9 protein-coding genes are annotated in these 15,338 nt (G+C 41.0%); 6 read left to right on the forward strand and 3 right to left on the reverse strand.

What is annotated here, in order from left to right; translation table 11 throughout:
- Positions 1 to 31: 31 nt before the first annotated feature.
- Positions 32 to 1,306, forward strand: coding sequence for a hypothetical protein (locus tag AC6JA8_RS12325; RefSeq protein WP_497974053.1), 1,275 nt, complete (start codon positions 32 to 34; stop codon positions 1,304 to 1,306).
- Positions 1,307 to 1,315: 9 nt separating this feature from the next.
- Positions 1,316 to 2,506: a hypothetical protein gene (locus tag AC6JA8_RS12330; RefSeq protein WP_497974054.1), complete on the forward strand. Its 1,191-nt coding sequence runs from the start codon at positions 1,316 to 1,318 to the stop codon at positions 2,504 to 2,506.
- On the opposite strand, the gene AC6JA8_RS12335 is transcribed toward AC6JA8_RS12330, so the two are convergent.
- Entirely contained in the window at positions 2,501 to 2,866 is a 366-nt protein-coding gene (locus AC6JA8_RS12335) for a hypothetical protein (RefSeq protein WP_497974055.1), read from the reverse strand. The genes AC6JA8_RS12330 and AC6JA8_RS12335 overlap by 6 nt on opposite strands.
- 96 nt (positions 2,867 to 2,962) lie before the next feature.
- Entirely contained in the window at positions 2,963 to 3,403 is a 441-nt protein-coding gene (locus tag AC6JA8_RS12340) for a hypothetical protein (RefSeq protein WP_497974056.1), read from the reverse strand.
- 290 nt (positions 3,404 to 3,693) lie between these two features.
- Between AC6JA8_RS12340 and AC6JA8_RS12345 the strand changes: the two genes are divergently transcribed.
- Complete coding sequence (locus AC6JA8_RS12345) at positions 3,694 to 7,284, forward strand: Ig-like domain-containing protein (protein ID WP_497974057.1); 3,591 nt, start codon at positions 3,694 to 3,696, stop codon at positions 7,282 to 7,284.
- Positions 7,285 to 7,442: 158 nt separating this feature from the next.
- Positions 7,443 to 9,035 (forward strand): FAD-dependent oxidoreductase, encoded by a 1,593-nt coding sequence (locus tag AC6JA8_RS12350; RefSeq protein WP_497974058.1) that lies wholly within the window; start codon positions 7,443 to 7,445, stop codon positions 9,033 to 9,035.
- Positions 9,036 to 9,038: 3 nt separating this feature from the next.
- Here AC6JA8_RS12350 and AC6JA8_RS12355 read toward each other — a convergent pair whose 3' ends face one another.
- Entirely contained in the window at positions 9,039 to 13,154 is a 4,116-nt protein-coding gene (locus AC6JA8_RS12355) for an amino acid adenylation domain-containing protein (RefSeq protein WP_497974059.1), read from the reverse strand.
- 98 nt (positions 13,155 to 13,252) lie between these two features.
- On the opposite strand from AC6JA8_RS12355, the gene AC6JA8_RS12360 reads away from it, so the two are divergent.
- Positions 13,253 to 14,677: a lipopolysaccharide biosynthesis protein gene (locus tag AC6JA8_RS12360; protein ID WP_497974060.1), complete on the forward strand. Its 1,425-nt coding sequence runs from the start codon at positions 13,253 to 13,255 to the stop codon at positions 14,675 to 14,677.
- A 74-nt stretch (positions 14,678 to 14,751) separates the two neighbouring features.
- Entirely contained in the window at positions 14,752 to 15,252 is a 501-nt protein-coding gene (gene tpx, locus AC6JA8_RS12365) for a thiol peroxidase (RefSeq protein ID WP_497974061.1), read from the forward strand.
- The last annotated feature ends 86 nt before the right edge of the window (positions 15,253 to 15,338 follow it).

Genomic DNA, 15,338 nt, shown 5'->3' on the forward strand with positions numbered 1-15,338 from the left:
TCACTCTCATAAATTGCGATAAGAAGTGTTTATGAAAACAAAACTCATCATCACAACACTATGTTCGTCACTCATGTTTAACCTCATTGCTAGTGAGATTACACCACTTCTTGCGAGTGACTCTCCTTATAGGAATTTAAGGGAAGGAAATTCCCATCTCATCACATCTCATAAAGAAGATGATGTTGTGAGACTGTATAAAGACACTCATGCGATAGAGTCGTTAAGAAAAATTATTAATGATAAAACGATTAACCGTTGTGCGACTAAAGTTGTAAGTGAGATTCAAAAAGAACTCTCGCTTTCTTCTGAGGACGAAACAGAGCTGGCGATTTTAGGACTACGCCTGGATGATTCAATAGATGACATTGCTGCCGGGATTTTAATCAAAGCGGCCGATTCAAATTTTCTTTCTCACCCAATCGCGAAAAATGACCTGACGACCGAAGAAGAAACGAAGGCCTTAGATATCTACAAAACCAAGATCACTGATCTTCAGAATAAAACTCTTTGCAGCGAAGACACTTATAGAACGTTAGTTGGAAAATTAAATGAAGCTTCATATAAGTTCATCAAAAACCTAAAACATTTAAATAAGCTTGCGCTTGATAAGAAGATCATCAAAGAAAATGATTTTAAAACTCTTGAGCGCATGAGAGCAAAAAAGGTTCATGAGTGGCCAATCACTCTATCGAGCTATAGAAACGCACTGGATACAGTTGCCAAAAACTTCCCTACAAGAAAAAAAGAATCGGCCAAATTAGTCACAGATGCGGGACGCTTTAAAAATAAAACATCATTAAGACAAGGCCTTTACGAGAAGTTTAATGCCACTCAAATCATTCTTCTGGCCAATGTTGTAAAGTCTCTTAAGAAAAGACTAGAAGCTAAAGACATCACCATTCACATTAATTATGTGGATCAGGAACCTGAGATTATCAATCTTTCTCCGATGGAGAAATTTAGATTCATTCTTAAACTTTTAAGAAAAGAACTCGCTCTTATCAATAACAGTACGATGATCAATGGAAGACAAGCAACCTTCCTGGATATTATCACTGCTGCTTATGAAGTCGGTTATATTAGTGCTGATGAAATTGATCAGTTTGCGGCCTTAGAAGAAATCTGGAACCCGAAAAAAACCACGAAAGAAAAAGTCATGGTTTGGGTCAAGCTTTTTGGTGGAGTGGCCTCAGTGCTTCTTCCTCCTCCGTTTGGCTTTCTTTCGGTCATGGCGATTATGCTCATTGACCAACAAGTTTCAGAAGCACCAGTAAACCCGGACTCAGATTTTAACTTAATGTAGGACAACGATATGAAAACGCTTTTAACCCTTTTCCTTCTGGTTTTTACCCTTCACGCTCATGCTTCAGACATTTTGAAGCGCGCAGTTGTCCGCGATGACAACTTCAATGCCGTCATTAAAGACGTCAAACTGGATAACTTAACCAGCGATGAGGCCTTTGAAGGAAAATACTTCAAGATCGTTAAAGGAAAAGATAACGAAGCTGTGCGCTTTGATGACACTGAAGATATGCAGTTAAGAGCGGCGACAACTTATTACCATCTAAATAAAGCACGCCAATACTTTGTCGACACTGCAAAGTCAGATTATGTTAAAAACCTTCCACAAATTATTGTGAGAGTAGAGCTCATTAACGTCTTCAATGAGATTGGCCATTTTGCCAATGATAATTTAAACCCACAATTCAACAACGCCCTGACAGTTCCCGCTGGGAAAGGATATCCTCCAAAAAACATTCCTCCCTGGAATATTGAAATCTGGTTTAGGCCATCAAAAGAAATCAACATAAAGGACTTTCAAGGAAGTGTTGAGCGTCCAAGTGTGAAAGGGGCGATCATTGATTTTAGAAATCAAACCCATATGACAAACTTCAGGCAGTTTATGACTGAGCTACTTTCAGGTGGCTCAATCTCTGATCCTAGTAGTGTTATGAGATTAGTTGGGAGCAGTCTCTTAATTGAAGCTGTTTATCAGAGTTCAGATATTGCTTCAGAATTTTTCTCGCGCAAGATCTACCGTCTCGACTCGGCCCTTGTTCCAGAAATCATCTACCATGAATTTTCGCATGTTGCTTTAAGTAACCACATGGAGCTTTCACATTCAACTCCCGTCAACGAAGGGATGGCCGATTATTTTGCTGGAAAGATCGCCAATAGCAAAAAGCTTGCACTTAAAATTAAAGAGTACAACCTTTTTAATGGCAAGAAGGTTCAAAGAAAGCAGCAGTACAACCTGGCCTTTGAGCGCGGTGAATACGCCAATGCGGACTTCGTCTTTGGCCTTCTGTGGAATATTGGAGTGACGGTTGGTGAAGATGTAGAAATTCCTTTTATGAACAATCTGGCCGGAAAGCTTCATACCAATGCTAATATCCGCGAAGATTTAATTCAGGCATCATTGGATGCGTGTAAAGAAAGTTGTAAGAAGCCTTCGACGGATCAGTTGAAGCTTTATACGTTTTATCATAAGAAGAATTTATAATTTAGTGTAATCTTCCTCACCTGTTGTAAAGCTAAAGGTCAATGCAGTTTCGTTGACCTTTAGGCCTGCATTGCTTTTTCCTTTCAGACAGGCACTTCCCGCCTTCACAGAGAGGGTGTCAAAATCAATTCTTCCATTTGCCGCCCTATAGGTTCCGCTTGAATCACACTCATTGCTGACAAAAGAGCAGTCTTTTTTAAACTCAATATAAGTTTCATCAGACTTGGCCTTCCATTTTCCAATCAATGGACTCTTCTCACAGGAAACCTGAGCCGTCGATCTCTCAACATTCGATGTCTCTTTCTTGCTGCAAGCAACACTCAAAAGAATCAAAACAAAAATCTTTAAAGAAGTTTTCATAAGTAAGCCCTCATTTAACTGATTAGTGGGTCATACTTAAAAATCGGATTTTTTATTTATAACTAAACAAAATATTCGTTCAAGAATAGATCTAGATTATTTTTTTAACTTCATCGTCGGCTTCAGATCAAAATAATAACATAGTGCAATCATCAACAAGAACAAAATGAAAGCAATCGCCGCGATCGCTATCTCTTTCATCAGGATGAAGAGAATGATGAGCAACATGTAGGGAGTAAGGAAATTGATAATGAAAGAACGGTAGTACGATCGTTTTACTGCTTTGATGGTGTCGACATCACTCTCATCACCAAGCATGTTGTAACTTTTAAAAGCAAAAAAACCGTGAACGATATTACCAATGATCAACAGGCCTATGACTATCGCAAACCATTTGTATTCCAGGATTTTCAAATAGAGATCGTTCTGAAACATTTTATAAAACATGCACAACGCTGCAATCGCACTACAGAGAGAAGCAAAGAGATATGACCTCTTTTCCCTGGCGACCAGCATTTGAGAACGCGTGTTTTTCATGGATAAAACTCGAAGTCACAATGGCACCATCCCCTCAGTGTCTAAACACATTCACAAAAAAATGTTAACCGAGGCAAACGGTATTTAAATAATTCCTCTATCGGATGCTTTTCTTAACTCCTTGAATTTAATTTTTCCGAATAATTCGCTCTTATGAAAATTGCCCCCATCAAGATTTTTTGCCGTAGTTCGATAACATTTTGAATACGGAAAAAATTTTTACCCAATGTTTTTAAGACCTGGATCTAAGCAATTTTTTATTTATTAACTTTTCAACAAGGACGAAGCATTTGAAGAAGAAATTATTGACGACACTGTGCTTGTTCTCTTCTGTCACGGCGTTTGCTGCTGACAACCTCGTGACCAATCCTGGTTTCGAGTCAAGCCTTACCAACTGGACTAAGTCTGGGTCGTTTTCTGCAGTAAAAACCGCTCAAAGCGGGCTGTATGCGGCCAGAGGTGGTACAGCTGTAGGAACTCTTACACAAGATGTAATGAGTAAATTGACGATCGGCGGGCGCTATACTTTGAGCTTCTATGGAAAGCTGGACTCAATGGGAGTCTCTTCTATGGTTAGCATCAGGTTTAAGAACTCGCGCGGAGGGATCCTACAAGAGAGCAGAATGATTGTTGGTTCTACAGCGTGGAAACAATACTCTACAACCTTTACTGTACCGGCAAACTCAACTGTTGCAGAAATCTATGTTATCAAAGAGGCCGGAGCTTCCTCTTACATGTATGTCGATGCATTCTCACTGGTAAGCCTGGATGTAGCGACAAGACCTGTTAATAGCGCTCCTGCAGTTTTAAGCACACAATCTATCTCTACTAACGAAGACACTCCTGTCACTTTCAACTTAAATGCTGGAACTGATGCTGAAGGAAATGCTCTGACTTATGTAAAAGTGTCAGATCCAGCCAGCGGGTCACTTTCTTGCGACGGTGGAGCTTCACGCACTTGTACCTATACTCCAGCAGCAAACTTTAATGGTCAGGTAACTTTCACTTATAAAGTCAATGATGGGTCTCTTGATTCAAACATCGCAACAGGAACAATCACTGTTAACCCAGTGAACGATCTACCGGTTCTTCCGGAAGCTCAGTCAGTTTCAACTGCGGCCAATACAGCTGTCTCTTTCAAGCTTAATGATGCTGTTGATATCGATAGCACAAACATCACTTATAGTATCGTTTCAAAACCAGCAAGTGGAACAGTGACATGTACAGGACAAAACTGTACTTACACTCCCGCTTCAGGTTTTAGTGGAACAACGTCATTTACTTATAAAGCAAACGATGGCGTTGGTGATTCAAATGTAGCAACTGTCACTGTGACGGTAATAGCTGCAGCTAACCGCGCTCCAGTTCTTCCTTCATCTCAAGCTGTTGCAACTGATTACAACAAAGCTGTTAGTTTCAGCCTTAACGCTGGTACTGATGCTGATGGAAACGCGCTGACTTACTCAATCGTTTCTCTACCTGCAAACGGAACTCTTTCATGCTCTGCCCTTTCATGTGCATTCACTCCTGCTTCAGGATTTAGTGGAACGACATCATTTACTTATAAAGCAAATGATGGAAAAGCAGACTCAAACGTAGCGACTGTCACAATCACTGTGGCCTCTGCTCCAGTTGTAGTTCCTGATCCAGACCCAGTCCCTGCTCCATCAACAGGATACATTCCTCTTGGTGTTGGTGGCGGTGGAGCGATGAGTGGTGTTTCAATCAGCCCTTACTCTAACCTATGGTTCGTAGGAACAGATATGGGAACTCTCTTTAAGTCAACTGACTTAGGTAAGAGCTGGAATGCAGTTAATCACTTCCAGGCCGTTTTTGATTCTGACTTAACAAAAGCTGTAAGCGTTGGTTTCTCAGCTGACGGTGTAACAGTTTTCCATGCTTCTGCCGGGATCAATCCTAAGAGAAGTACTGATGCCGGTGAAACATTCACGGCCATCAATATGGGTCTAGCATCTGGTGAAGTTATTAAATACTTCTATTCTGATAGCTCAAATGCCAACATCATGTATGCTGGTACGACAAAAGGTCTTCTAAGAACAACGAACAAAGGGACATCTTGGACGAGAGTAAACTCAGAAGAAGCTGTGGGAACATTCATTGACCACAACACTAACGGGAAAGTTTACCACGCAACTAAAACAAAAGTTCTTGTTTCTGGCGATGACGGTGTCACGTTCTCTACTTACTACACTCCATCAGCTGGCTCAGTAAGACTTTTTGCCGGTGGATCTGATGCCAGCGGTGTGACTCTTGCGATGTCAGACAGCGATGGATCAAATGCTTGTTCATGGGCAGGAAAATACCTGAACGACTGGGGACAAACATCAATCGACCAAACATACGCGGCCTGTGGTTTCGTATGGGTTTCTAAAAATGGTGGGGCTTTCACTAAAAACGCTCAACCTGTTGGTGACCATTTAAAGATGGCGGAAAACGACTCAACAACAATCTATACGACTGGTGGTAGAGCATGGATTCGTCAGTACGGTACAAAAGTTCACGTCTCTAAAGACAAAGGACAGACATGGGGATTAAAACTGAACCAGATCGACTACGATGTTGTTCCGTATGCTCCATGGTCAAAAGATAAAATTGAATACTCTGCCGTAGCTCTTGATGTTGGATGGTGGGATTCAGGATACGAAAGCTTTGCTATTAACCAAAGAAACTCTGCGGTCGTAGCTGGCTCTGGATACTTCTTCCTTCACTCTTCTCTAAACACTGGGGATAACTGGTTAGCAGCTTTCACAAAGTATGCTGATGCAGGAACTCCAACAGCAGGTAAAAAATGGATCACAAGAGGTCTTGAAGTTATCTCTGTTTATAAAATGAAATTCCACCCGACGAACTCGAATCTTCTATACGGAGCTTCAGCTGATATCGGTGGTGTTGTTTCTGAGGATCATGGGGCAAGTTTTAGAATCCCATCTCACCAGTACAACAGTTTCTATGACTATGCTTTTGACCCTGCTGATGACTTAGTTGTTTACTCTGCTGCCGGCTCTCTTCATGATTTCCCGAACGAGTGGCACGCAAACGCTGTAACTGGTAACGGTGGTATCTATAAGTCTGTTGATAGAGGTAGAAGCTGGAAGCGTTTAACTCCAGTAGACACGAACTACAACCGTCAGTTCCTATCTGTTGGTTACGATGCGAAAAACGATGTTATCTACGGTGGTACTCACGAAACTGGTATCGCAGTCTCTTACAACGATGGGGCAAGCTGGGCCTACCTGAACACTGGTCTTCCAGCAGGAAATAAAATCATTCCTCAAATCGAAGTAGACCCGAACACTGGTAACGTCTACGCTCTATTAACTGGAGATGCTCCAACGTTCTCAAACCAACCATACACAGGGATCTATTTCCTTGATGTGGTAAACGGTTCAAAAACATGGAAGCTTCTAAGAGGAACTGTTAACTATCCTAAAGACGCTGATGCTGGATACAAGCTATGGTACTACCCTACAGCGTTCGCTATCGATTGGAGCAATCCAAGCACAATCTGGATGGTTGACTACGAGAACAAAGGAAATTGGTTAATGACTGGTGCCTGGAAAACAACTGACGGTGGTAACACTTGGAACAGAATGAAACAAGTCACTCACGCTACTGATATTAAGATCGACCCAAAAAATCCTAACCAGGTTCACGTTTCAGGTTACTATGACCTGACAGGTGGATGGGGTAACGGTGGTATGCTCTACACAAAAGATGGTGGTGCGACATGGTCTAAAAACGCTCTTCCTCCATTACAAAGAAATGCGAGAAGTGTGACTCTTGATCCAAAAGACTCAAGCAAGATCTACTACTCATATTTTGGTGGCGGTATCCTATACGGTGCGAACCCAGCTAAATAAGAAGTCTAACGAACCTTACAGGGCCCACTTCGGTGGGCCTTTTTTTTTGCCCCATTTGGGGAATTGTTGAACAAAACTCTCTCTAAAATCCTCATTTATTTTGGTCGCTCTCTTGCAATACAGGAACGCAGTACGTGTTCTTTAAAAAGGAGTTCAATATGACAGGCCACCATGGGGAAAGTGTTTCGCTTTGGTTTCAAAACGCTGCAATGCCAGAACGTATTGCGCTCAAAGAAGATTTTAAGACCGATGTCTGCATTATAGGAGGAGGAATTGCTGGACTCACAACAGCTTACCTTTTGCAAAAAGAAGGAAAACGCGTTTGCCTGTTAGAGGCTTCGGACTTAGCTAGTGGCCAGTCGGGAAGAACCACCGCCCACTTCACTCATGCATTAGATGACCGCTTTTATCTCATTGAAAAATACCATGGCGAAGAAGGACTCAAGCTTGCCATTCAAAGTCATAGCGAGGCCATTGCCAAAGTCGAAGAGATTGTGCGAAACGAACATATAGAATGCGACTTAAAACGTGTGAGTGGTTATCTCTTTGCAGAAGGAGACAAGCGCGAAGACATTCTGGAGCGCGAATTCGAAGCGGCCCATCGTGGAGGTCTAATTGATGTCACCATTTCTTCCACCTCTCCTTTTCCCAATATCCAAACTGGCCCATGCCTGCACTTTCCCCGCCAGGTAAAACTGCATCCAATAAAATACCTGAAGGCCCTAACCGAAATCATCCTAAGAGATGGTGGCCATATTTTTACCAACACTCCGGTAGTTGAAGTTCAAGGCGGAGAAAATTCTTTTGTTAAAACCAAAGACAACTATCGTATCTTTTGTGACAACATCGTCGTCGCCACTAACACTCCCATTAACGACATGGTGGCGATTCACACGAAGCAGGCCCCTTACCGAAGCTACGTTTTAGGTTTTAAAGTTCCTAAAAAATCTTATCCTGATATTTTATTGTGGGACACACTCGATCCCTACCATTATGTGCGTCTTTATGAACGAGAGAACTTCGATGTTCTGATAGTTGGAGGCGAAGATCACAAGACAGGGCAAAATGCTGAGCCAAAAAGTTGTTACCAACGCCTAGAGGCCTGGGCGAGAAGAAAATTTCCACTCGTTGAAGAAACTCTTTATCAGTGGTCAGGGCAAGTGATGGAGCCTGTTGATGGACTCGCCTACCTGGGACACAACCCAATGGATGAAAAAAATGTTTATATCATCACCGGTGACTCAGGAAATGGAATGACCCATTGTACGGTGGGAGCAATGCTTATTACAGACAAAATCATGGAGCGAGAAAATGAATGGGAGAAACTTTACACTCCTTCTCGCATTTCATTGAGTGCAACTAAAAATTATGTTCAGGAAAACGCTAACGTGGCCTTACAATACGCCGACTGGATCAATACATCTTTTCAGGCGGATCTCGATCAACTTCCAGAAGATGAGGGAGTCGTTTTTAGAGATGGAACAAAAATGGTGGCTGCCTATAAAAACATCAATGGCGAAATGGAATACATGAGTGCTGTCTGTCCTCACCTTGCCGGAATTGTCTCTTGGAATGGGGCCGAAAAATCGTGGGACTGCCCGTGCCATGGTTCGCGCTTTGATTGCCATGGGAAAGTGATTGAAGGGCCGGCCATCAGTGACTTAAAAAGATCTAATTATCACAGAGAGGGAGAAAAACGCATTTTTGAGAAGGATCTCCAGGGGCGTTTTGATAAGAACGCGGTGGAATAATGATTAAAGCCTTTTCATCACCATTTTTAAAGCATGGGACATGGAAGGGCTTTCAATAAAATTTTCATGGGCCCCTTCAATTTCAATTGTGTCGATTTTCCCATTGATCACACTTCTCCACCCAAGATAAGGATCTGCATACCATCCCTGGTGTGCTTTAGGTGCACGTATTAAAGTGATATTGCCTTCAAAGATTTGAGGAGTGTAACTTCTTAAGGCCACATAGTTTTTGGCCTCAATGCTAAAGTACCTTACACTATGAGGAATAGAGGCCTTAGTAAAAAGATAAAACTTTACCTTCATATAATTGATGGTCTTATGAAATTTAAAGATCATAGAATTCTTGGTACGCTTTAAAAGATTTACTTTCACATTTCCATAAGTTTTAAAATCCACATTGGGTCCAATTGTATCAAACATAAGAAGGGATTTAATTTCTTCACCTTGTCTCTTGAGTTGAATCGCGGCCTCTAAAGCAATCATTCCCCCCATCGAACCTCCCGCCAGAATGTAGGGGCCTTTAGGCTGAATCTTTTTTATCTCTTCAATATAAATACGGGCCATCTCCGGGATTGATTCAACAATATCATCTTCTCCGTTTACTCCACGCGCCTGTATTCCATAAAAAGCACGGCTTCCTACACAATCGGCAAGTCGGTAGTAATTGAGAACATTTCCACCTACTCCATGGAAACAAAATACGGCTTCACAGTGGCTCTCGGCCGGTTTGATCGTCACTACACATTTTAAATTGGCCAGGTCTTGATTCTTTTTCCTGATCCCCTCTTCCACAATCTCACTTAGGGTTCGGATGTTTGTTGATTCAAATAAAGAAGCAAGTGGAAGATTTAAATTAAACTTTTCATTGATGGCACCAAAAATTTCAATGGCCGAAAGAGAATGTCCACCTAAATTAAAAAAGTTCTCATCAATATCAATATCTTCATGTCCCAAAACCTGAGACCAGATGTTCCTTATCTCTTCAATGATGTGAGAAGAAGTTGAAAGCTCTTCCTTAACAACTGTCTGTCCCAGTGATTCATTGAGCTGTTTTTTATCAATCTTTCCATTCATTGTTTTAGGAAGATCCGGCAATAGAATAATTTTAGCTGGCACCATATAATGAGGAAGCGAATTTTTTAAATGCTTCTTCATTGCATTTTCATCATATTCATCGCTGGCCACAGCATAGACCACAATTTTTTGGTTATGAACTTTTACGGCACATTCATGGATACAAGACATATCCATGACTCTTGTTTCAATCTCACCCAGCTCAATCCGAAAGCCTCTAATTTTAACCTGATCATCACTTCGACCGAGGCATTCGACTTCACCGTTTGGTTCAAACCTCGCCATATCGCCAGTGTTGTACATCAATTCATCAGGACGAAAAGGGTTGGCAACAAAGCGTTTTTGAGTTTGCTCAAGATCTTTAATGTAGCCTTTAGCAACTCCCAGTCCACCAATAAAAAGTTCTCCCTCAACTCCTACCGGACAAGGTTCGCCCTGCTCGTTAAGGATATAAAGACAAGTGTTATCAATCGGACGCCCTACCAGAATTTTGCGCTCTTGGGCCGAAATCTTTTTAACTGTTGACCATACAGTCGTCTCTGTTGGCCCATACATATTCCAAAGCTCTTTTATCTTTGGTAAAAGTTTTAAGGCCAGGTCTCGAGGCATCGCCTCTCCTCCGCAAAGAACTTTAAGCTTACGGCTTCCTTTCCATTCAGAAGCAAGCAGAAGTCTCCAGGTCATTGGAGTCGCCTGCATGCAGGTAATCTCTTCTTGTCGGATCACCTGAGCTAAAAGCTCGCCGTTAACAACTTCCATTTCATTACCAATATACACACTCGCTTCGCTAATAAGCGGGAGAAAAAGCTCCAGAACAGAAATATCAAAACTAAACGTTGTGACTGAAAGAAGCTTGTCATCTTCATGAAGTCCTGGCTCTTTTTTCATTGAGAGAAGAAAATTTAGAACATTCTTATGAGTGACCTCTACTCCTTTTGGTTTGCCGGTGCTTCCTGAAGTAAAGAGAATATAACAAGTCGACTCAAGATCCACATTCTCTGAATAAAACTCACTTTCTTCAAAGCTTTCTTTGAAAATATCTTCATAGATAAGAGTGTTTTGTGCACAAGAAAAACGATCGAGTAAAATCTTTTCAGTCACTAGGGCCTTAATACCGGACCTTTCCATCATGTAACTTAGGCGTTCATCAGGAAAGCCCGGGTCCAGCGGCACGTAAGCAGCTCCGTTTTTTAAAACGGCCAGTAAAGAAACCAGCATTTTCTCATTTCGTTGGGTGCTTACTCCGACAAAGTCGCCTTTTTTGACACCTTCTCTTTTTAACTTCAGGGCCAAATGATTTGCTCTTTGATCAAGTTCTCCATAAGTCATAGACGTATACTGCGTTTTCAGTGCAGGTCTGGATGGAGTTGTCCTGGCGTGTTCTTCAAAGAGCTGATAAAAAGGCACTCTTCCTGAGAAAGAATCATAGACTCTTTGATCCAGCTCAATATACTGGCGGGAGTCTTCTGGACTTTTTACTCCCAACTCTTTTAACAGTAATGATTCATCTGCAACGATCTTCTCCAAAAGATCAGTAAACTCGCGTGCCATGCGGGCCATTGTCTCTTCTTTGTAAAGATCTTTTCGGTATTCAATAACCCCTTCAACTTTTTCGCGGGATTTATAAAGATAAAAATCCACTTCTGTATGGACAGAGTAACGCTCAACTTTTACCTGGGAAAGCTGCTTTTCTTTAAACACATCCAACTCTTTAGTCACATCGAGATAAATAAAGAGCGTCTGAAAAAGTGGAGTTCTTCCCGGATCATTTTCAATTTTTGCTGTTTTTAAAATGACATCCAAAGGTACACTCTGGTTATAGAAGGCCTGTTTTAGAGACTCGAGAGTCAAACCTAAATTATCCTTAAAACTCTTTTGGGCATCCAATTTCGTTCGAATTGGCAGCGTATTGATAAAGTATCCAAAAGTCTTACGGCTTTCGCGGTGGAGTCTGCCATGAACAGGAGTTCCAACAATCAGCTCACAATCCCCTGAAAGCTTGGCCAAAAGCACGTTATAGACAGCAAAAAAGACATTATAAAGCGAGATATGTTTCTTTTGGACATAGTCTTCCAGCTTCTCCAGTAGTCTGGTACTTAATTCAAAATAAAGAGTGCCTGAACGGTTATCTATTTTTTCAGGGCGTGGATAGTCCGTTTCTAAATTGAGAACAGGTAGACTCCCCTCCAGAAGGTTTTTCCAGGATGCTTTTTGCTCCTGAAAGTCGGCCATTTCCATCATGGCCAGTTCGCGAACTGCATGCTCTTTGTAGCTCATCCCTAAGGACGGGAGTGCAGGTCTGAGTCCTTTCTCTAAAGCTTCATAGGATTCAATAAACTCATGAAAGAAATATGTATTACTCAGTCCATCCCAGACAATGTGATGAACCAGGAAAAAGAAGACAAAATCCGAAGGTCCAAGACGATAGAACTTTACCTTCATGAGAGGAGCTTCTGTTAAATTAAAAACATGCTTCATCTCTTTTTGGATATCTTCTTTTAACTCACTTTCTTTGATATCAAAAAAATCAAAATGAAAAATGTATTCAGGAATGACTTCCTGAAAAGTCACTCCTTGCTCAACTTTAAAGCGAGTGCGTAGCGACTCCTGCCTTTGGACAATTAAGTTGATCGCATCGTTTAAAATCTTAATATCCAGAGGTCTCTTAATTCTAATGGCCGTCGAAATATTATGAGTGATCGAATCAGGATAAAGAACATTAAGTCCCCAAACTTGTTTTTGATTTAAAGTCAGAGGATAAAGACCTCTCTCTTTATATTCACTGACATTTACAACCGTCGCCGTTTTTTGCTTATCCAAAATAACAATAGCAAGTTGTTTGATTGTTGGTGCTTCCACCAAGTCTTTCATGTTGAGCTTAATTCCAAACGTCTCTTCAATGTCGCTTAATAAGTCGATCGCCATGAGGGAGTGACCGCCGAGTGCAAAGAAATTTTGATCGTTCTCTAGAGAGTCCAATTGCAGGACTTTTTTCCAGAGAAGATTAAGGCCTTCGTGAATGTGGAGAAGGGTATTCTTGTTCAATTAATATCCTCTTAAAACACAGTCCTATCGGAATAATTCATATCGTCTTTAATTCCTGAGCGCTATACTTTTTTATCAAAAAAGACGATGATATAGACATGCATTCTTCAATCAAAAGACTATCTCAAGATCATTGGCCACTGTTCCTTCTAAGTAATATTACTTCCGTTATAAATTTGATACTTCCCATTATTCTGGTGCGTCTATTTTCCCCGGAAGATATGGGTTTATATAAGACTTTTTTTCTCTATTTATCCTTGATTCCGTTTCTTACAATGGCCGGCGGACCGGTGAATTCTATTTATTTTTGGATAGGAAAAAAAGAAGATGAAAGAATGGAGTATATCAAGGCAAGTTGGAGTGCGACTCTCTTCTTATCCTCTTTGATTTTAATCCCAGGCTTCATCGCCGCTTTTTTCTTTCATCACTACTTCACCCTATCCATGCCAGCTCTTTTGATTCTTGTCGTGACAGGCTTTCTTGTTTGTCCCGCCGGTCATTTTAGCGAAGTCTGCATTGCTCGCGGTGAAAATGTTCTAGGGGCAGCTCTGGCAATGTTTTTTGAAGTGATCAAGACCGCAGGATTTCTCTTCATTGCCTGGAAATACCAGGATATTGATCTTCTCTTTCGCTTTTATTTTTTTATGATGAGTGGAAGTTTTGTCTTTATGACATACCTGGGGTACCGAGATGGCAGCCTTTCCTTTGAAATCAATCAAGAAAGAATCAAAGAGATATTAAAATACTCTCTGCCTATTTCTCTTTCGGCCTTTTTTATTTTTATTATTGATAAGGCCGATCAATTGATCATTACCACTCTGACAAGTGCAGAAGCTTTTGCATTTTATTCACTGGGGTGTTTAGTTATTCCTCCCCTTTACCTGTTAGAAACATCGGTTCAAAAAAATCTCATTCCCAAACTTGCTCATGCCTACACAGAAAAACATTTGCTCAATATGGCCCATCACTACAAGAAAGGTATTGGCGATATCGCTTACTTGGTCATTCCTGCTGTCTTTGGCCTCTTTTTTTATGCCTCTCCCATTACAGAGCTTCTTTATACAAAAACTTATTTGCCATCGGCCGTTTATCTCCAGGTCTTTGCTTTAAGTTACCTACTTCTTTTGATTCCTCACGACTCAGTTTTAAGGGCCACGGGCGAAACGAAAGTTATTATGAAAGTCTATTTTTGGCTTACACCTTTTTCTATTCTCTTTATTTTTTTGGCCGCAAAATACATGGATTTAAGAACGACTCTTTTGATTAGCATAGTCATTAAAGTACTTCCCAAGCTCTACTGTTTTTCACTCTCAGCAAAACTGATGAAAACACCTATCAAAGAGCTGATTCCTTTTAAAAGACTTAGTCAATTCGTCGGACTCTCCGCTCTTTTAACTCTTATTAGCTTTGCTTCCAAAAATCTTTTTACTAACGAACTTCAATGGTTCTTGGTTACGGCCCCGCTCTTTGCGCTCCTTTATTTGGGCCTTTTCATTTTTAAACACCTACGAAATAGTGCGTAGTTTTCTTTTCATCGCCCGATGTTTTGAGTATTCTTTTGAAGACCTAGTCGAACCCGCTTTAAAGGAGCTCTTCAATGACAAGACTAACACTACAAGGTAATTACATTCACAGCCGCGGCACTCTTCCAGATGCTGGAGACCTTGCCCACGATTTCACAATGGTAAAAACAGACTTAAGTGAAGTAAGCCTGTCATCATTCAAAGAAAAATATAAATTACTTAACATCTTCCCGAGTATTGACACTGGAACATGTGCGATGAGCGTTCGCACGTTTAATAAAAATGCAGCAGAGTTAGGCAACGTTGCAGTTATCAATCTTTCAATGGATCTACCTTTTGCTCAAAAGAGATTTTGTGCAGCTGAGGGAATCAACAATGTCACTGTTGCTTCACTTTTTAGATCAGATTTTTTTAAGCATTACCCATTAGACATCATTGATGGCCCTCTAAAAGGTCTTGCTTCTCGTGTGGTTATTATCATCAACGAGAAAAACGAAATCATCTACACGGAGCAAGTTCCAGAAATCGCCAACGAGCCAAATTACGCTGAAGCGATGGTTGCTCTTAATTCTTAAACTGTTTAAAAGCTAAACACCCGTCAGGATAAGCTCACTCTTATCCTGGCGAAGTCCTTGAAAAGGGGTCTTTATTTTAGGCCCTT

The organism is Bacteriovorax sp. HI3 (genome assembly GCF_059738875.1).